Genomic DNA, 17,851 nt, shown 5'->3' on the forward strand with positions numbered 1-17,851 from the left:
TGCTCAACCGTCCAGTTGCCGCACGTAGAAGAGGTCGTCCACGAAGCGGTCGCCGATCCGCGCCGCGCGGGGGAGCACCCCGTGCCGCACGAAGCCGTGCCTTTCGTAAAGACGGATGGCGGGGGCATTGTGCGCGGCCACGAACAGCTCCAGCTGAAGCCGCCCCTCCGCCGCCGCCCGGTCGATCGCGGCGCGCAGCAGCCGGGTCCCGGTGCCGGTGCCATGGTAGTCGGGACTGACGCAGAAGGCATTCAGCGCGCCCCTGTGCGTCGCCGCCTCGGCCTCGACTGCCGCGTCGAGCGCCGCCGTGCCGATGAGCCTGTCGCCATCGAAGCACCCCAGCACGAGGCGCCCGTTCAAGCTACGGGTCACCTCGGCGTCGGAGCGGGCCAGCTCCTCCTCCAGCGTAGTAAGGAAGGCCTCGGGAAACAGCCGCAGCCCCTCGGCCCGTATCCGGCGCCATTCCGACAGGTCGCCCGGGCCGAGATCGCGGATCATTCGGGGTGTCTGGGCACCTTGCCCGACGGTGCCCCATAGGGCCGCGTCACGTCGCGCAGGATCACCTCCGGCGCCTCGACATCCACGGCGATCTCGCCGTCGCCCGCAAGGATCAGCCGCAGCGTCCCGGCCCCGTCCTCGCCGGCCTCGAAGACCAGCGCCAGGATCGACAGGACCGTGTCGCGGTCCTTGGGATCGAGCCCCTGGCTGCGCACCGCCATCACGTTCTCGATGCACAGCACCGCCTGCACGCGCTCGGCCTCGCGCGTGGTGGCCGGGTCTTCCCAGCGGAAGCGGTTGAGCAGCAGACCGAAGCGCCGCTCGCTCTTGCGCCAAGACATCTCGGAGGCGGGCAGGACCGAATCCTGCACCAGGGCCGAGATCACCTGCACGTCGTCACCGTCGAGCGCCTTGAGCCGCAAGGGGCGCTGCGCACCCTCCTCGAATGTCGCGTCGCGGGTCTTGGTCATGCACTCACCCTTTCGATCTTCGCGCCCACTGCGCCGAGCTTCTCCTCGACATGCTCATAGCCGCGATCGAGGTGATAGACCCGGTTCACCACCGTCTCGCCCTCGGCCGCGAGGCCCGCAAGGATCAGCGACACGCTTGCGCGCAGGTCCGTCGCCATCACCGGCGCGCCCTTGAGTTTGTCGACGCCGGTCACCGTGGCATGGCCGCCCTGCACGTCGATCCGCGCCCCCATGCGCACCAGCTCGGGCGCATGCATGAAGCGGTTTTCGAAGATCTTCTCTTCGAGCCGCGAGGTGCCCTGCGCGGTGCAGAGCATCGCCATCATCTGCGCCTGCAGGTCGGTCGGAAAGCCGGGGAACGGCTCGGTGGTGACATCGACGGCGCGCGGCCGGTCGCCGCGCAGCCGCACCTTGAGCCCGGCCTCGGTCTCGGTCACGTCGATGCCCGCCGCGTCGAGCTTCTCGACGAAGGCGCCGATCAGTTCGAGCTTGCCACCAAGGCATTCCACTTCGCCACCGGTGAAGGCGGGTGCCAGCATGTAGGTGCCCAGCTCGATCCGGTCGGTGACGACGCGGTGCGTCGCGGCCCCCAGCCGATCGACACCCTGCACCTCGATGGTCGAGGTGCCCTCGCCCTCGATCTGTGCGCCCATCGCGCGCAGGCAGCGGGCGAGATCGATGATCTCGGGCTCGCGCGCGGCGTTCTCGATCACCGTGCCGCCGCGCGCCAGCGTCGCGGCCATCAGCACGTTCTCGGTCGCGCCCACGGAGGCAAAGCGCAGCGGTACGCGCCCGCCCCTGAGCCCGCCGCGCGCCAGCGCGTGCAGGTAGCCATCCTTGAGCTCGATCTCCGCGCCCAGCGCGGTCAGCGCCTCGATGTGTATGTCCATGGGGCGCGCGCCGATGGCGCAGCCGCCCGGCAGCGAGACAACCGCCTCATGCGCGCGCGCCAGAAGCGGCCCGAGCACGAGGTTGGAGGCGCGCATCTTGCGCACGATCTCGTAATCGGCGCGGGTCGAGGCAAGGTCATGCGTCGACATGGCGATGACCTTGCCGCCCTGCATCGAGGAGATCTCGGCTCCGAGCGATTCCAGAAGCTGCGTCATGGTGCGGATGTCCGAGAGGCGCGGCGCGTTGGTGAGCGTCAGCGGCTCTTCCGACAGCAGCGTGGCGGGCATCAGCGCGAGGCAGGCGTTCTTGGCGCCGGCGATCGGAATCTGGCCGCGCAGCTCGCTGCCGCCGCGTACGATGATCGAATCCATGCCTGCTACTCTTTCTCTTGCTCGTCATCCGGGTCCGCATCGCGCGCGCGGGCCTGGGCCTGGGCCTTGCGGCGGGCGATGTTGGCCTTGAGGGCCGCCTTGAGGCGGTCCTGGCGATCGGCCGCGCGGGGCGGGTCTTGGCGGGGTGTCTTCATGCTAGCGCAGATAGCGTTCCCGCCCCATTGCGTCCAGTTCAAGGCGCCCGAACTTCGGCAGTTGGCAGGCAAACGCTGGCCCTTGCGTCAATCTGCGGAATTTCTGCTTGCGCTCACCGCACAGACAAGTAAAAGCCCGCCCAGACGAGATGCTGCAGTAGCTCAGTGGTAGAGCACACCCTTGGTAAGGGTGAGGTCGAGAGTTCAATCCTCTCCTGCAGCACCATTTCCCCACGACATTGTCCGCACTGAAGCAGATTGACCCCACGTCAATCTTTTCTGGTGGAATTGGTCGGAAATGGTTTGCAAATCTGTCCGCCAACTCCCTTACTGGTTGTGTTTCTATTTTTTAGAGAGTTTCCATGTATACAGTTGATCCGCTTCTGCCTCTCGCATTGCTGGGTATCGTTGCCTTGGCCGCGATTGCCCCATCGAATCCCCAAGGAACGCCTGAAAGCACGGCTGCCAAGCAACCTGACGAAAATCCGGGTGCCGGGGCACCGATCGCCGTTTCCTGTCATGGGTCGCCGTACCCCGTGGCATTCTGTTCGAATGCCGCGCCCTGGCCTGACACACCGATCTGGACGGTCGCATATTGATGGCGGCGGCGGGGGCATTCCCCGCCGCTCCCAACTCTACCTCAAGGCGAAACGTCAGTCGCCGATCCAGTCCCAGGGGCGGGTGAAGGCGCCCAGCGCCTTTGCGGCGTCGGCCTGCGTCGCGGTGCCGGTGCGGCGGATCTTGGCGACGAGGCCGCGGCGGCTGTCCTCGACCACCTCGGCCACCTCGGCGCCTACCCCGGCCGTCGCCAGCGCCTCGTCGTAAACACGCTGGATCGCCAGCTTGCGCAGCGCCGGCTTGAAGATCTTGCCCACGGCCGTCTTGGGCAGCTCGGGCAGGATCTCCAGATGACGCGGCCGCGCCGCCCGCTCGGGCACATGCTCGCGCGCATAGTCGAGCAGCTCGGCCTGCGAGGCCTCCGCCCCCTCGCACAGCTCGACATAGACGCAAGGCACCTCGCCCGCATGGGCGTCGGGCTGGCCGATGGCGCCTGCAAAGGCGATGGCGGGGTGCGCGGCGAGCGCCTCCTCGATCTCGGCGGGGTCGATGTTGTGACCGCCCCGGATGATCAGGTCCTTGGCCCGGCCGGTGATCCAGACATAGCCGTCCGGGTCGATCCGCCCCAGATCGCCGGTGCGCAGGAACTGCCGCTCGTGCTCGGGGCCGGGCCAGTAGAGATCCTTGTTCTTGATCGGATCGGTATAGGTGCCGCCGCAGGACACGCCGGGGCTCGCGACGCAGATCTCGCCCACCGTGTCGATAGGACAGTCCTCGCCGGTGGCGGGGTCGACGATGCGCACCTGCGTGTAGGGGAAGGGCACGCCGACCGAGCCCACCTTCTTCTCGCCTTCGGGCGGGTTGATCGAGACAAGACAGGTCGCCTCGGTCAGCCCGTAGCCTTCGCAGATGGTGACGCCCGCGGCCTCCTCGAAACGCTTGTAGAGCTCCACTGGCAGCGGCGCCGAGCCGGAAAAGGCAAGGTTGAGCGACGAGATGTCGGCGTTCACCGGCCGCTGCATCAGCGCCGAGATCGCGGTCGGCACGGTGATCATGAAGGTGACGTTCCAGCGCTCCACCAGCTTCCAGAAATTGTCGAACACCCCGTCGCCGCGATAGCCCGCAGGCGTCGGCAGGATCACATGCGCGCCGGAGGCGAGCGAGGACCCCATGATGACGATGGCGGCGAAGACGTGGAACATCGGCAGCGGGCAGATGATGTTGTCACGATCCGAGAACATCAGCCGCGCGCCGAGCCAGCCGTTGTAGACGATGCCGGAATAGTAGTGCTGCGCCACCTTGGGCATGCCGGTGGTGCCGCCGGTGTGGAACAGGGCCGCGACCCGGTCGCCCGGGCTGTCGGCGAAGGCGAGCTCGCGCGGGCGGCTGGCGATCTCGCGGTTGAAGTCGAGCACGCGGGCCTTGTGGCGCACCTCGACCTTGGGCCGGATCAGCGGCACGATCAGCTTCTTCACGCCGGTGAGATAGCGGTGCAGGTCGACTTCGAGCACCGTCTCGATATTGGGGGCGAGCGCCACCGCCTCGGCCGCCTTTTGCGCCACGTCGGTCTTGGGAAAGGCCTTGAGCGTGATTAGCACCTTGGCGTTGGTCTGCCGCAGGATCGCGGCGATCTGCCCCGCGTCGAGCAGCGGGTTGATCGGGTTGACCACGCCCGCGATCTGGCCGCCGAGATAGCTCAGGATCACCTCCGAGCAGTTGGGCAGCAAAAAGGCCACCACGTCGGTCTCGCCGACGCCGAGCTCGCGCAGCAGGTTCGCGGTCTGGACCGATTTCTCATGCAGCTCGCGCCAGTTCAGCGTCTCGGCCCGGGCCTTGGGGTCCGACAGAAGCTGGAAGCTCAGCGCGTCGCGTTCGGGAAACGCCCTGGCCGTCCGCTCCAGCAGGCCGTGGGTGGTCTTGGGTTGTCCTTGCGCCTCCCAGCTGCCCTCGGCCTCGATCGCATCCCGATCGACCATGCCCGCAAAGCCCATTCCCGTTCCTCCCTGTCGATTTCGCCCATCCGCCGCAAAGGCGGCTCCATCCCTGCGATGAGCATCTGTCCTGACCTTCGCGTCACGCAAGCATGACGCCGCGAAACCCCGCGCTGCGCAAGGTTTTTCCCCCGGGGCCCGCGTTCGGTGTTACTCGGCCGCCTCGGCCATGCCATCGGTGAATTGAAGCCGCGCCAGCCGGGCATAGAGCCCGCCTCCCGCGACAAGGTCGTCGTGGCTGCCCTGCGCCACGATCCGCCCCTCCTCGAAGACGAGGATGCGGTCGGCCTTCTTCACCGTGGCGAGCCTGTGCGCGACGATCAGCGTGGTGCGCCCGGTGGCCAGCCGATCGACCGCGCGCTGCACCAGCCGTTCGCTTTCGGCATCGAGCGCGCTTGTCGCCTCGTCCAAGAGCAGCACCGGCGCGTCGCGCAGGATCGCGCGGGCGATGGCGATGCGCTGTTTCTGCCCGCCCGAAAGCATCACGCCGCGCTCGCCGACCTGGCTGTCGTAGCCCTGCGGCAGAGCCATGAGGAATTCATGCGCCGCGGCGGCGCGGGCGGCGGCCTCGACCTCCTCGTCGCTCGCCTCGGGCCGGCCGAAACGGATGTTCTCGCGCGCGGTATCGGCGAAGATCACCGGATCCTGCGGCACCAGCGCCATCTGGCGGCGGAACTCGGGGCGCGCCATCTCGCGCAGGTCGGTGCCGTCGAGCAGCACCCGCCCGGTGGCGGGATCCCAAAAGCGCAGCAAAAGCTGGATCATCGTCGTCTTGCCCGCCCCCGAGGGGCCGACCAGCGCCACAGTCTCGCCGGGGCGGATGGTGACGGAGACATGGTCGAGCGCCGAGACATCGGGGCGCGAAGGGTAGGAAAAGGAGACATCCTCGAAGGCGATCTCGCCGCGCGCCTCGGGCGCGGGCCGGGGCTCTGTCGGCTCGGGCAGGCTGTCTTGGGCGTTCAACAGCTCGACCAGACGCTCGGTGGCGCCGGCGGCGCGCTGCAACTCGCCCCAGATCTCGGTCAGCGCGCCCACCGCGCCCGCGACCATCACCGCGTAGATGACGAACTGCACCAGAGCGCCCACCGTCATCGCGCCCGCGTTCACGTCGCGCGCACCGATCCACAGCACGCCGACGATGCCCGCGAAGATGAGGAAGATGACGATCGCCGTCATCACCGCCCGCGTGCCGATCCGGCGGCGCGCGGCGACGAAGCTCTTTTCCGTCACCTCGTCGAACCGCGCGCGGCTGCGCGCCTCGTGGCTGTAGGCCTGCACTGTCTGCACCGACAGAAGCGTCTCCGAGGCGTTGCCCGAGGAGGCCGCGATCCAGTCCTGGTTCTCGCGCGACAGGCTGCGCAGGCGGCGACCCAGCACCACGATCGGCACGATGATGGCGGGCACGATCAGCAGCACCAGCCCGGTGAGCTTGGCCGAGGTCAGCAGCAGCAGCACCAGACCGCCGACGAGGATCAGGAGGTTCCTGAGCGCCACCGAGGCCGATGAGCCGATCACGCTGAGGATCAGCGTGGTGTCGGTGGTGATCCGGCTGAGCACCTCGCCGGTCATGATCTTCTCGTAGAAGGCGGGGCTCATGCCGACCATGCGCGCGAAGACGGCCTTGCGGATGTCGGTCACCACCCGTTCGCCCAGCCGGGTCACGAGGTAGTAGCGCGCGGCCGTGCCCAGCGCGAGCAGCGCCGCCATGGCCAATGCCACGGCGAAGTAGCGGTCGAGCAACGCGCCGGTGTCGATTTCGAAATTATCGACCACCCGGCGCACCGCGAGCGGCAGCGCGAGGCTGACGCAGGCGGTCAGCACCAGCGCCGCGATGGCGAGCGCCATGATCCCCCTGTAGGGCGCAAGGAAGGGCCAGAGCGCCTTGAGCGCGCCGACATCGCGCGACTTGGCGCGGTCCTCTTCACTGGTCTTGGGGGATCGGGCCATCGCCTGCCTCGCTGGGATCATTGCCAAGGCTGTCTAGACCCCGCGCCCCTGCATCACAAGCGATGCGCGTCTGGCGGGCAGTGGCCCGGCCCGGGTCAGGCCGGAACGGCCCCCGGATCGGCGGCCCGGCGGCGCAGCGCCATGACCGGCGGCAGGATCATGAGCAAGAGCAGCGCCACCGCGCCGAAGGCCGCGCGCAGGCCAAGCGCCTGCGACAGCCCGCCCATCAGCACCGGCGCGATCAGAAAGGCGCAAAAGGCGATGACGGCGACGCGGGCGATCGCCTGCGCGCGCTGATGCGCCGCGACCATGCGGCCGGCCAGGGCAAGCCCCATCGGCCCGATCACCGAAATGCCGAGCCCCGTGACGGCAAAGCCCAGATAGGCCACCATCGGCACCGGCGCCATCGCCGCGACGCTGATGCCGATGGCCGAGACCAGCGCCGCCATGCGGATCACCGCCGTCTCGCTGAGCCGCTCGGCCAGCGCCTGCCCGCCAAAGCGCCCGAGCGTCATCGTCACGCCCAGGAGCGCGGGGCCGAGGGCGCCCTGCGCCGCGCCGCCGCCCAGCGTCCGCTCGATATGCAGCGCCGACCAGCTTTCGACCGTGGCCTCGCTGAGAAAGGCGATCATCACGATGATCCCGCACAGCACCACCGGCCAGAGCGGCAGGCGCGCCGCACCGCCCTCCTCCGGCACCGCCGCGGGGGCAGGCGCGCGCGACAGCAGCGGCAGGAAAAGCAGCGTCATCACCCCCACCCCGCCGAACACCGTCAGCATCGGCAGCCCCGCCTCGCGCGTCACGCCGGAGGCCAGCGCGGCGATACCGTAGGCCAGCGAGAACAGCCCGTGGTTGGCGTTCATCAAGGAACGGCCCGATTGCGCCTCGATCTGGCTCACCCGCGCGTTCATCACCACGTCGCACAGCCCCGAGGCGACGCCGACGCCGATCATGCCCACCGCGAAGGCCAGCGGCGCCGTCGCCAGTGCGGGCGTGATCCAGGCCAGTGCCAGAAGCCCCGCCGCGACGGGGAGTGCGGCACGCCGCAAGGCGCGGTCGAACAGCGGCGCGAGCCACATCGTCGGGATCAGCCCGATCGAAGAGCCCAGCAGCAGCAGGCCGAAGGTCGCGTCCTCCACCCCGAGCCTGTCGCGGAACACCGGGACATGCGCGGCGAAGACGCCCCAATAGAGCCCCATGACGACGAAGGCGGCCCCCGGCGCGCGGGTCAGCAAAAGAGCGGAACGGATCGACATGGCGCAGCGGTGACACGGCTTGCGCGCAAGGTCCAGAGACGCGGCGTCCATGCGCCGTTTTTTGCCCATGCAGGCCTTTCCAATCGGGGGATTCGGCGCTAAGGGCACAGGTTCTGAATCGGGCCATACACCCTTGGAGGATGGCCCATCACCTGAAAGGACTTACCAATGGCCAAAGAGATTCCGGATCTCGTCGCCACGGCACGCACGGGGACAGGCAAGGGGGCCGCTCGTCAGGCACGTCGCGAGAACCTCGTTCCGGGCATCGTGTATGGCGGCGGCGTCGACCCGCTCCCCATCAACCTGCCCTACAACGCGCTGATCAAGAAGCTGAAGGCGGGCCGTTTCCTGTCGACGCTGTTCAACCTCAAGGTCGAGGGCCAGGACGACGTGCGCGTCATCGCGCGCTCGGTGCAGCGCGACGTCGTCAAGGACCTGCCGACCCATGTGGACCTGCTGCGCCTGCGCCGCACCACGCGGATCAGCCTGTTCATCCACGTCGAATTCGAGAACCACAAGGAAGCCCCCGGCATCAAGCGCGGCGGCGTCCTCACCGTGGTCCGCCCCGAGGTCGAGCTGAACGTGCTCGCCGGCGAGATCCCCGAGCAGATCGTGGTCGACCTGACCGGCAAGCAGATCGGTGACGTGATCCACATCAGCGATGTCGAGCTGCCCGCCGGCGCCAAGCCGACGATCGACCGCGACTTCGTGATCGCCAACATCTCCGCCCCCTCGAAGCTGGCCGCGGCCGCCGAAGAGGAAGAGGCCGCCGACGAGGTCGAGGCGACCGAGCAGAAGGACGCCTGATCGCTTCTGCGATACCGGTGAGGAAACGGGGCCCTTCGGGGCCCCGTTTTGCGTTCGGCCCCATTTGCGTTCGGCCCCACTGGTCCCGCCCGGCTCCGCGCGCTAGCTTGCGCGCCATGAAACTCTTCGTCGGACTTGGAAACCCGGGCGGCAAATACGCCCAGAACCGTCACAACATCGGCTTCATGGCCGTGGACCGGATCGCCGCCGATCACGGATTCTCGCCTTGGCGCGCGAAGTTCCAGGGCGAGATCGCCGAGGGTCGCCTCGGCTCGGAGAAGGTGCTGCTGCTCAAGCCCATGACCTTCATGAACCTGTCGGGCCAGTCGGTCGGCGAAGCCGCGCGCTTTCACAAGCTCGACAGCACTGACATCTGCGTCTTTCACGACGAGATCGACCTCGCGCCGGGGCGGCTCAAGACCAAGGCGGGCGGCGGGCATGCGGGCCACAACGGGCTGCGCTCGATCCACCAGCATCTGGGTCCGCATTACGACCGGGTGCGCATGGGCGTGGGCCATCCCGGCCACAAGGATGCAGTGCCGGGCTATGTGCTCAAGGATTTCGCCAAGGCCGACGAGGCCTGGCTCGACGACATGTTGCGTGGCATCTCGGACGGGGCGGCATCGCTTGCCGCGGGCGACGATGCGCGCTTTCTCAACGCCGTGGCGCTTCGGCTGAACCCGCCCCGCTCGGGGGGCGGCACGAAGGGCGCGGGCGCGAAGGACAAGGTTTCGCCCGTCCCGGCCCCTGCGAAAGCCCCGCTCTCCGAGCCGGACGCCTCGGATGACCGCTCGGCCCTTCAGAAGCTGGCGGACCGCTTCAGGTGAGCCGGATGCGCGGCGACAAAGACCGCGACAGATCGGCACCGGCCTATCATATCCCGACGCGCCCCAATCCGTGGAAACCCACATGAAGATGGATGAAAAGACCAACGTTCTGGGCGGCGCACTGGCCCCCTGCTCGACCGATCCGGTGACCGGCTTCTTTCGAGACGGGCATTGCAACACCTGCGACGAGGATGCGGGAAGCCATACCGTCTGCGCAGTGATGACGGCGGAGTTTCTCGCCTATTCCAAATATGTCGGCAATGATCTGAGCACGCCACGGCCCGAATTCGGCTTTGCCGGGCTGAAGCCCGGGGATCGCTGGTGTCTGTGTGCGGGGCGTTTCGCCCAGGCACATGACGAAGGCTGCGCACCGCGTGTTCACCTGGCCGCCACCCATGCCCGCGCTCTGGAGATCGTCCCGATCGAAGTGCTCGAGGCCCATGCGGAATGACACGAAATAGCCCCGGCCGGAACGGATCCGACCGGGGCTGATCGCGGGGTAGAAGGCTTGGAGCGCCGACCGCTTACTGGCCGTCGTCCTCGTCGCCGGCGCCGTCCGTGTCCTCGCCTTCCTCGAGGAAGCCTTCGGTGTCGAGATCGTTCGGCTGGATCGGGGATTCGTTGTCGTCGCGGTAATCCGGATCTTCGGCATCGTCGGATTCGGCACGGGCCTCGGGCGAGGCGATCCCGCTGTCATCGACCGGCAGCATCTCGAGCCCCTCGGGGACGGTGAACATCGCCGTCACAGCTGCACCGTTCGCCATGACCGGCGTGTCGACATCGGTCATGCCCGGTCCGAAATCATAGGTGCCATTGCCGTTGCTCTCGACGTGCAGCATCGCGACCAGCTCGGTTCCGGCGGCAAGCGCCGCGGGAATCGTCACGGTGACATCGGCGTTCTCGCCCGCCATCACCATGGCGTGCGCCAGGGATTCGGGCACGACCGGCACACCGTCCTCCACCGCGTGCAGCACGATGTAGCCGTCCTGACGCGCGGCTATGCGCGGAAAGGTGACATTGGTCTGCCCGTCCATCATGGACATGCGCATCGCATCGTCGGCCATGATCATCGTATCGTCCTGTGCCATGGCGCCACCAGCCATGAGTGCGGTCAGTGCAGCGGCACCGGTAAGGGTCTTCAGCATGTTAGGCTCCAATTCGAGTTCGGGGAGGCAACACGCTCAAACCATTCGGGTTCGTTACAGTGCGACACATGGGTGTGTCTCTCGCGTGAACGGGCCGACGACATCGCAAACACGAAAAAGCCGGCCGGACTGCTGTCCGGCCGGCTTCATCAAGAAACACGCAGAGGCCTTACTGGCCGTCGTCTTCGTCGCCCTCACCCATCGTGTCTTCACCTTCCTCGAGGAAGCCCTCGGTCTCGGTGTCGTTCGGCTGAAGGGTCGTCTCGGTCGAATCGCGGTAGTCCGGATCCTCGGCATCGTCGGACTCGGCACGGGCCTCGGGCGAAGCGACATCGCCCTGCATGCTCATGTCGGTCGCAATGCGGATTTCCTGCACGCTCAGCATCATGTCGCCGTCAGAGTCATCCTCCATGAGGATCGCCGCGCCGTCGGCGCCGAAGGCTGCGACCAGCTCTTCGTTCGAGAGCATCATGTCACCGTCGGTGTCGACTTCGGCGAAGGGAATGCTCTGGGCCACGGCGGTCGAAGCGCCAAGGATGAAAGCGGTCGTGGCGGCGGCAGCGGTCAGTTTGTTCAGCATCTCGTATCCTCTCAGATTGTGAGTTCGCTGCCCAACGTGTCATCCGACAACTCCGTTCACCGCGTCGAGATCACATAAACGTGATCGCTCGGCTCAGGTCGCGATATCGACGCCCAGATGCTTGGCCACGGTGAAGATGTCCTTGTCGCCGCGTCCGCACATGTTCATCACCAGCAGATGGTCGCGCGGCAGCTCGGGGGCGATCTTCATGACATGGGCCAGCGCGTGGGAGGGCTCCAGCGCCGGGATGATCCCCTCCAGCGCGCAGGAGAGCTTGAAGGCCTCCAATGCCTCGTCATCGGTGATCGCCACGTATTTCGCGCGCCCGATCTCGTGCAGCCAGGCGTGCTCGGGGCCGATGCCGGGGTAATCGAGCCCGGCCGAGATCGAATGGCCTTCGAGGATCTGCCCGTCATCATCCTGCAGCAGGTAGGTCTTGTTGCCGTGCAGCACGCCGGGACGGCCGCCGACCAGCGAGGCGCAATGCTCCATCTTCTCGGAGACGCCCTTGCCGCCCGCCTCGACGCCGATGATGTTCACCTCGCGGTCGTCGAGGAAGGGAAAGAACAGCCCCATGGCGTTGGACCCGCCGCCGATCGCGGCGATCAGCGTGTCGGGCAGACGGCCCTCGGCGGCCTGCATCTGCTCGCGCACCTCCTTGCCGATGATCGACTGGAAGTCGCGCACCATCGCCGGATAGGGGTGAGGGCCGGCCACCGTGCCGATGCAATAGAAGGTGTCGCGCACATTGGTGACCCAGTCGCGCAGCGCATCGTTCATCGCGTCCTTGAGCGTGCCGCGCCCGGAGGTGACAGGCACCACCTCGGCGCCCAGCAGCCGCATCCGGAACACGTTGGGCGCCTGGCGCTCGACGTCATGCGCGCCCATGTAGACCACACATTTCAGACCGAACTTGGCGCAGACCGTCGCGGTGGCGACGCCGTGCTGGCCCGCGCCGGTCTCGGCGATGATGCGGGTCTTGCCCATGCGGCGGGCGAGGATGATCTGCCCCAGCACGTTGTTGATCTTGTGCGCGCCGGTATGGTTCAGCTCGTCGCGCTTGAGGTAGATCTTGGCGCCGCCCAGATGCTCGGTCAGACGCTCGGCGAAGTAGAGCGGGCTGGGACGGCCGACGTAATGGGTCCACAGATCGTTCATCTCGGCCCAGAAGGCGTCGTCGGTCTTGGCCTTTTCGTATTCGGCCTCGAGCGACAGGATCAGCGGCATCAGCGTCTCGGAGACGAAGCGCCCGCCGAACTGTCCGAAGCGGCCGCCCTCGTCGGGCCCGGCCATGAAGCTGTTGATGAGATCGTCCGCCATGCGCTGGGCCTCCTCGTGTTCGGCCCCGGAGTATCCTTGCCGCGCGAGACCGTAAAGGGCTCAGTCGTTGCGGTCGCGCCAGCGGCGCAGCATGCCGTCGCTCCAGCGACGCCCGCGGATGAGCGCGGTGTTGACCCCCGGACGCAGCATCGGCAGGTCCACCGCCAGAAGAGCGAGACCGATGGGCAGCATCCATAGCCCGAAGATCGGCAGGATCGCGGCAAAGCCGCCCAAGATCAGCAAGAGCCCCGCCGGAATGCGGATCCAGCGGGCGCGGTCGGCCATCAGCCGTTCGGTCAGGCCGTGCAGCTTGGGCGAGCCGCCGGTCATCGCCCGCATCTGTCGACGCAGCCGGGCCTTCTGACGCTCGTGGTCGACGGATTTGCTCATGGAGGGCATGTAGGACAGGCCGTGCGCCGGGGCAATCGCTTGCGCGCGCTGCTCAGCCTTGCGCGGCGTCGAGAAACGCGGCAATCCGCGCCGCGTCCTTGGTGCCCGGCGCGCTTTCGACGCCGGAGGACACATCGACCTGCCGCGCGCCGGTCTTCTCGACCGCCTCGGCAAGGTTGTCGGGCGTCAGCCCGCCCGCAAGCATCCATGGCACCGGCCAGCGTCGCCCGGCGATCAGCCGCCAGTCGAAGGCCAGCCCGTTGCCGCCGGGCAGCACGGCCCCCGCGGGCGCCTTGGCATCGACGAGGATCTGGTCGGCCACGGCGGCATAGCTGTCGAGCGCGGCCAGGTCGGCTTCGGTGGCCACGCCCACTGCCTTCATCACCGGCAGGCCGTAACGCGCCCGGATCTCGGCCACCCGCTCGGGCGTCTCGCGGCCATGCAGCTGCAACATGTCGAGCGGCACGGCACCGACGATCTCATCGAGCGTCGCGTCATCGGCATCGACGACGAGCGCGACCTTGGCGATGCCCATGGGCACCTCCAGCGCCAGCGCCGCCGCCTGTTCCACCGTCACCGCGCGCGGCGATTTCGCAAAGAAGACGAAGCCGACATAGCGCGCACCCGCCGCCACGGCGGCCTCGAGCCCGGCCTTGTCGGACAGGCCGCAGATCTTGACGGAGACAGGCATTCTCAGGCGCGCGCGGGCGTGGCCGGCGCATCGACGAGGGCGAGCACGTCGTCCCCGCCTTCGTGCTTTTCGTGACGCAGCCGGTCGACCTCGCGCTCGAGCCGGTTCACCTCGCGGGCGCGCTTGCGGGCCTCGGAGCGATGCTTGCGCTCGCGCAGCCACTCCCAGACGAAGCCGATCAGCAGGCCGAGCGCCACGCCGATCAGGATCACCGCGTAGAGCGGCATGTCGAGATCGGGCGAGACGCCGAACAGCCCGCTCAGCCCCTCGGGCAGAACGCGCAGGGTGACCATGCCGCGGTTGGCGAGGCCGAGGATGACGAGGCCGATGGCGACGATGCCCCAGAAGGCGGTACGAAGAGCTCTCATGACTTGGTTCTATTTCCCATTGAGCCGGTCGCGCAACAGCTTGCCGGTCTTGAAGAAGGGGACGTGTTTTTCCTCGACCTCGACCGCCTCGCCGGTGCGGGGGTTTCGGCCCAGCCTCTGATCGCGCTTCTTGACCGAAAAGGCCCCGAAACCGCGCAGCTCGACGCGGTTGCCCTCGGCCATGGCCTGGGTGATCCGGTCGAATATGGTATTCACGATCTTTTCCACATCGCGTTGATAGAGATGCGGGTTCTCATCCGCGATCTTCTGGATCAGTTCGGATCGAATCATCTGCACCCCCTCTTGCCCGGCCGACGCCCCCGACATCGGGGCGTCACGGACCTGTGACAGGAAGACTATAGGGCCTTCGGGGGTTCCGTTAAATAGTGCAGTCAAATCAAAGGGGGTCGTTTTCCCCCTCCGTTCACGAAAAGGCCCCGCCACCCGTTTCCGGGCAGCGGGGCCGATTCCGGGTCCGGGGCTCCGAAAAGCCCCGGGTCCGATCAGCGGTCGCCCTTGAGGGCGGCGCCGAGGATGTCGCCCAGCGAGGCGCCCGAATCGGAGGAACCGTACTGCTCGACCGCTTCCTTCTCTTCGGCGATCTCGCGCGCCTTGATCGACAGGCCCAGCTTGCGGGTCTTGCTGTCGACGTTGGTCACGCGCACGTCGATCTTGTCGCCGACGCCGAAGCGCTCGGGACGCTGCTCGGCACGATCGCGCGACAGGTCGGAGCGACGGATGAAGGACTTCATGCCCTCATAGGTCACCTCGATGCCGCCGTCCTCGATCTTGGTCACCTCGACGGTGATGATCGAGCCGCGCTTCACGCCGCCGATGGCATCCGCGAAGGGATCGCCGTCCATGGCCTTGATCGAGAGCGAGATGCGCTCCTTCTCGATGTCGACCTCGGTGACCTTGGCCTTCACGACGTCGCCCTTGCGGAAGTCGCCGATCACGTCCTCGCCACGACCTTCCCAGGTCAGGTCCGACAGGTGAACCATGCCGTCGATGTCGCCCGGAAGCCCGACGAACAGGCCGAACTCGGTGATGTTCTTCACCTCGCCCTCGACCTCGGTGCCCTCGGGGTGGGTCTCGGCGAAGACTTCCCACGGGTTGCGCTGGGTCTGCTTCAGGCCGAGCGAGACGCGGCGCTTGGCGCTGTCGATCTCGAGCACCATCACTTCCACTTCCTGCGAGGTGGAGACGATCTTGCCGGGGTGCACGTTCTTCTTGGTCCAGCTCATTTCGGAGACGTGGACCAGACCCTCGACGCCCGGCTCCAGCTCCACGAAGGCGCCGTAGTCGGTGATGTTGGTCACGCGGCCGGTGTGCACGCTCTCGATCGGGAACTTGGCTTCCACCGAATCCCACGGATCGTCCTGCAGCTGCTTCATGCCGAGGCTGATGCGGTGGGTTTCCTTGTTGATCTTGATGACCTGGACCTTGACGGTCTCGCCGATCGACAGGATCTCCGAGGGGTGGTTCACGCGGCGCCACGCCATGTCGGTGACGTGCAGCAGGCCGTCAACGCCGCCGAGATCGACGAAGGCGCCGTATTCGGTGATGTTCTTGACCACGCCGTCGACCGTCTGGCCTTCGTGCAGGTTGGCGATGACCTCCGCGCGCTGCTCGGCGCGACTCTCTTCGAGGATCGCACGGCGCGAGACCACGATGTTGCCGCGGCGGCGGTCCATCTTGAGGATCTGGAACGGCTGCTTGAGGCCCATGAGCGGGCCCGCATCGCGCACGGGGCGCACGTCGACCTGGGAGCCGGGCAGGAAGGCCACGGCGCCGCCGAGATCGACGGTGAAGCCGCCCTTGACGCGGCCGAAGATGGCGCCTTCGACGCGCTCTTCGTCGGCATAGGCCTTCTCGAGACGGTCCCAGGCCTCTTCACGGCGGGCCATCTCGCGGCTGATGACGGCTTCGCCGCGGGCGTTCTCGACCTGGCGCAGGAAGACCTCGACCACGTCGCCGGGCTTGAGATCGGCCTGCTCGCCGGGGTTGGCGAATTCCTTGAGATCGATGCGGCCTTCCATCTTGTAGCCGACATCGATGATGGCCTGGCCCGCCTCGATGGCGAGCACGCGGCCCTTGACGACGCTGCCTTCGGACGGCGTGTCGATTTCGAAGCTTTCGTTCAGGAGGGCTTCGAATTCCTCCATGGATGCTTTAGCGCACATGCGGTCAGTTTTTCCTTTGTAAGTCGCTATACGGGCCAGGCGGTTGTCTCCGCCGGTCTTTGGATTTCGGCTTGCCGTTGAGGGCGGCCAACGCCACGAGGGCCGGTGATCCCGACCCTTGCTGCGCCCTGCTCGCGCGAGATGCGCGCCGCCCCTCGACGCCTGCGTCTATATTGCGATCGGCGCCGCGGATCAAGCAGCAGGCGCGCCACATGCAAACAGGGGTAGATAACTAGGATTTGACAATCGCCGGGCCGCCGGAGATTTTCAGCCGAATGCCCCCCTCTCAGCCCCCGAGACCAACAGCCAGTCAGGAATTGCGTGGACTACGAGTACTCCCTCCTCTTGAACGGCCTCATTGGCGCAAAACCTACGGTTGATCTCACTATCCTGCAGCTGATGGGCAACACCCTGCTCAAGGGCGTGCCGGTCATGCTGGTGATCTGGCGGCTGTGGATGATTCCCGGAAGCGAGGTGGCCCGGCGCCGCGCTGGCCTGGCCAGCGTGCTGGTGGCCTCCATCATCGGCCTTGCGCTCGGGCGGATACTGGCGCTGACCCTGCCCTACAGCGCGCGGCCCATTCACACCCCCGATCTGGACATCACCCTCGCGGCAGGGCTGGGGCCCGATGTCCTCGACGGGTGGAGTTCCATGCCCAGCGATCACGCGGTGATGTATTTCGCCCTCGGGGTCGGCATTCTGCTGGTTCACCGCGGTTGGGGTATCGCGGCGCTTATTCACGCCCTCGTCCTCGTCAGCCTTCCACGGATCGTGCTCGGGTTTCACTGGCCGAGCGACATCCTCGTCGGTGCGGCGATCGGCACGGCCACGGCGCTGGTCCTCGTGCCACTGCTGCGGCGGGTCTTTCTGGAGACCGGTCTGCTGGCATGGCTCGAGGCGCGGCCGGGGCTGAGCTACCCGCTGCTGTTTCTGGCCACGCAGCAGCTTGCCACCATGTTCGACACCTCGCGCGCGCTGCTGAGCTTCGTCAAGGATATCACGATCGGTTAGCCTGGCCGGTCGGTCAGGCCGGTCGACACGCCGCCACCCGGGCCACCGCCTGCGCGACCGCGGCCTCGATGCTGAGATCCGAGGTGTCGAGCACATAGGCGTCCTCGGCCGGCCTGAGCGGAGCCTCGGCCCGCTCGGAATCGCGCCGGTCGCGCGCGTGCACATCCGTCAGGACGCCGTCGAAGCTGGCCTCGTGCCCGGCCTCGACCAGCTCGGCCAGCCGCCGCCCGGCCCGCGCCTCGGCGCTGGCGGTGACAAAGAGCTTGGCCTCGGCCTCGGGGCAGATCACCGTGCCGATGTCGCGCCCGTCGAGCACCGCGCCGCCCAGCGCGCCGTGCTCGTCGCAGCCAGCAAGAAGCAGGACGCCCAGCGCGCCCACCTGCAAAGCTTCG

At 67.3% G+C, this 17,851-nt stretch carries 20 protein-coding genes and 1 tRNA gene; 5 read left to right on the forward strand and 16 right to left on the reverse strand.

Annotated elements, in window-relative coordinates:
• Positions 1 to 3: 3 nt before the first annotated feature.
• The 4 genes from NHG85_RS03175 to NHG85_RS03190 are packed head-to-tail and all read right to left on the reverse strand — an operon-like array spanning position 4 to position 2,385.
• Entirely contained in the window at positions 4 to 498 is a 495-nt protein-coding gene (locus NHG85_RS03175; protein WP_253329749.1) for a GNAT family N-acetyltransferase, read from the reverse strand.
• Entirely contained in the window at positions 495 to 968 is a 474-nt protein-coding gene (locus tag NHG85_RS03180; protein ID WP_253329750.1) for a DUF2948 family protein, read from the reverse strand. Before NHG85_RS03180 ends, NHG85_RS03175 begins: the two co-directional genes overlap by 4 nt.
• Positions 965 to 2,230 carry a UDP-N-acetylglucosamine 1-carboxyvinyltransferase gene (gene murA, locus NHG85_RS03185; protein WP_253329751.1) on the reverse strand — a complete coding sequence of 422 codons (1,266 nt, stop codon included), beginning with the start codon at positions 2,228 to 2,230 and terminating at the stop codon, positions 965 to 967. Before murA ends, NHG85_RS03180 begins: the two co-directional genes overlap by 4 nt.
• Before the next feature lie 5 nt (positions 2,231 to 2,235).
• Entirely contained in the window at positions 2,236 to 2,385 is a 150-nt protein-coding gene (locus NHG85_RS03190) for a hypothetical protein (protein WP_253329752.1), read from the reverse strand.
• A gap of 151 nt (positions 2,386 to 2,536) precedes the next feature.
• Here NHG85_RS03190 and NHG85_RS03195 point away from each other — a divergent pair.
• Positions 2,537 to 2,611, forward strand: a tRNA-Thr gene (locus NHG85_RS03195).
• 427 nt (positions 2,612 to 3,038) lie between these two features.
• On the opposite strand, the gene NHG85_RS03200 is transcribed toward NHG85_RS03195, so the two are convergent.
• From NHG85_RS03200 to NHG85_RS03210, 3 genes are all read right to left on the reverse strand, one after another.
• On the reverse strand, positions 3,039 to 4,934 hold the full coding sequence (locus NHG85_RS03200; RefSeq protein ID WP_253329754.1) for an acyl-CoA synthetase: 1,896 nt from the start codon (positions 4,932 to 4,934) through the stop codon (positions 3,039 to 3,041).
• A gap of 150 nt (positions 4,935 to 5,084) precedes the next feature.
• The gene (locus tag NHG85_RS03205; protein WP_253329756.1) at positions 5,085 to 6,881 is read right to left on the reverse strand and encodes an ABC transporter transmembrane domain-containing protein; all 1,797 of its coding nucleotides are present in this window, start codon (positions 6,879 to 6,881) and stop codon (positions 5,085 to 5,087) included.
• A gap of 95 nt (positions 6,882 to 6,976) precedes the next feature.
• Positions 6,977 to 8,137: an MFS transporter gene (locus tag NHG85_RS03210; protein ID WP_253329758.1), complete on the reverse strand. Its 1,161-nt coding sequence runs from the start codon at positions 8,135 to 8,137 to the stop codon at positions 6,977 to 6,979.
• A gap of 168 nt (positions 8,138 to 8,305) precedes the next feature.
• On the opposite strand from NHG85_RS03210, the gene NHG85_RS03215 reads away from it, so the two are divergent.
• From NHG85_RS03215 to NHG85_RS03225, 3 genes are all read left to right on the forward strand, one after another.
• A complete protein-coding gene (locus tag NHG85_RS03215; protein ID WP_253329760.1) occupies positions 8,306 to 8,944 on the forward strand; it encodes a 50S ribosomal protein L25/general stress protein Ctc in 639 nt (212 codons plus the stop codon).
• A 116-nt stretch (positions 8,945 to 9,060) separates the two neighbouring features.
• The gene (gene pth, locus NHG85_RS03220) at positions 9,061 to 9,771 is read left to right on the forward strand and encodes an aminoacyl-tRNA hydrolase (protein WP_253329762.1); all 711 of its coding nucleotides are present in this window, start codon (positions 9,061 to 9,063) and stop codon (positions 9,769 to 9,771) included.
• Between the two features lie 82 nt (positions 9,772 to 9,853).
• Positions 9,854 to 10,222, forward strand: coding sequence for a DUF2237 family protein (locus tag NHG85_RS03225; protein ID WP_253329764.1), 369 nt, complete (start codon positions 9,854 to 9,856; stop codon positions 10,220 to 10,222).
• Positions 10,223 to 10,295: 73 nt separating this feature from the next.
• Here NHG85_RS03225 and NHG85_RS03230 read toward each other — a convergent pair whose 3' ends face one another.
• The 8 genes from NHG85_RS03230 to rpsA form a co-directional block, all read right to left on the reverse strand.
• The gene (locus NHG85_RS03230; RefSeq protein WP_253329766.1) at positions 10,296 to 10,916 is read right to left on the reverse strand and encodes a DUF7282 domain-containing protein; all 621 of its coding nucleotides are present in this window, start codon (positions 10,914 to 10,916) and stop codon (positions 10,296 to 10,298) included.
• A 169-nt stretch (positions 10,917 to 11,085) separates the two neighbouring features.
• On the reverse strand, positions 11,086 to 11,496 hold the full coding sequence (locus NHG85_RS03235; RefSeq protein ID WP_253329768.1) for a hypothetical protein: 411 nt from the start codon (positions 11,494 to 11,496) through the stop codon (positions 11,086 to 11,088).
• Between the two features lie 93 nt (positions 11,497 to 11,589).
• Positions 11,590 to 12,816, reverse strand: a complete 1,227-nt coding sequence (gene trpB, locus NHG85_RS03240) for a tryptophan synthase subunit beta (RefSeq protein WP_253329770.1) — start codon at positions 12,814 to 12,816, stop codon at positions 11,590 to 11,592.
• 60 nt (positions 12,817 to 12,876) lie between these two features.
• Positions 12,877 to 13,206, reverse strand: a complete 330-nt coding sequence (locus NHG85_RS03245) for a DUF2892 domain-containing protein (protein WP_253329772.1) — start codon at positions 13,204 to 13,206, stop codon at positions 12,877 to 12,879.
• A 52-nt stretch (positions 13,207 to 13,258) separates the two neighbouring features.
• A complete protein-coding gene (locus tag NHG85_RS03250; RefSeq protein ID WP_253329774.1) occupies positions 13,259 to 13,897 on the reverse strand; it encodes a phosphoribosylanthranilate isomerase in 639 nt (212 codons plus the stop codon).
• Between the two features lie 2 nt (positions 13,898 to 13,899).
• The gene (locus NHG85_RS03255; RefSeq protein ID WP_253329776.1) at positions 13,900 to 14,265 is read right to left on the reverse strand and encodes a lipopolysaccharide assembly protein LapA domain-containing protein; all 366 of its coding nucleotides are present in this window, start codon (positions 14,263 to 14,265) and stop codon (positions 13,900 to 13,902) included.
• A 9-nt stretch (positions 14,266 to 14,274) separates the two neighbouring features.
• Complete coding sequence (gene ihfB, locus NHG85_RS03260) at positions 14,275 to 14,556, reverse strand: integration host factor subunit beta (protein ID WP_085897095.1); 282 nt, start codon at positions 14,554 to 14,556, stop codon at positions 14,275 to 14,277.
• A 212-nt stretch (positions 14,557 to 14,768) separates the two neighbouring features.
• Complete coding sequence (gene rpsA, locus NHG85_RS03265; RefSeq protein WP_256500072.1) at positions 14,769 to 16,448, reverse strand: 30S ribosomal protein S1; 1,680 nt, start codon at positions 16,446 to 16,448, stop codon at positions 14,769 to 14,771.
• A 321-nt stretch (positions 16,449 to 16,769) separates the two neighbouring features.
• Here rpsA and NHG85_RS03270 point away from each other — a divergent pair, with 321 nt between their 5' ends.
• Positions 16,770 to 17,459 carry a phosphatase PAP2 family protein gene (locus tag NHG85_RS03270; protein ID WP_253329780.1) on the forward strand — a complete coding sequence of 230 codons (690 nt, stop codon included), beginning with the start codon at positions 16,770 to 16,772 and terminating at the stop codon, positions 17,457 to 17,459.
• 13 nt (positions 17,460 to 17,472) lie between these two features.
• Here the strand turns inward: NHG85_RS03270 and NHG85_RS03275 are convergent.
• The coding region (locus tag NHG85_RS03275; protein ID WP_253329781.1) for a (d)CMP kinase at positions 17,473 to 17,851 on the reverse strand (379 nt) is incomplete at its 5' end.

Source organism: Limimaricola litoreus (genome assembly GCF_024159025.1).
GTDB lineage: Bacteria > Pseudomonadota > Alphaproteobacteria > Rhodobacterales > Rhodobacteraceae > Limimaricola > Limimaricola litoreus.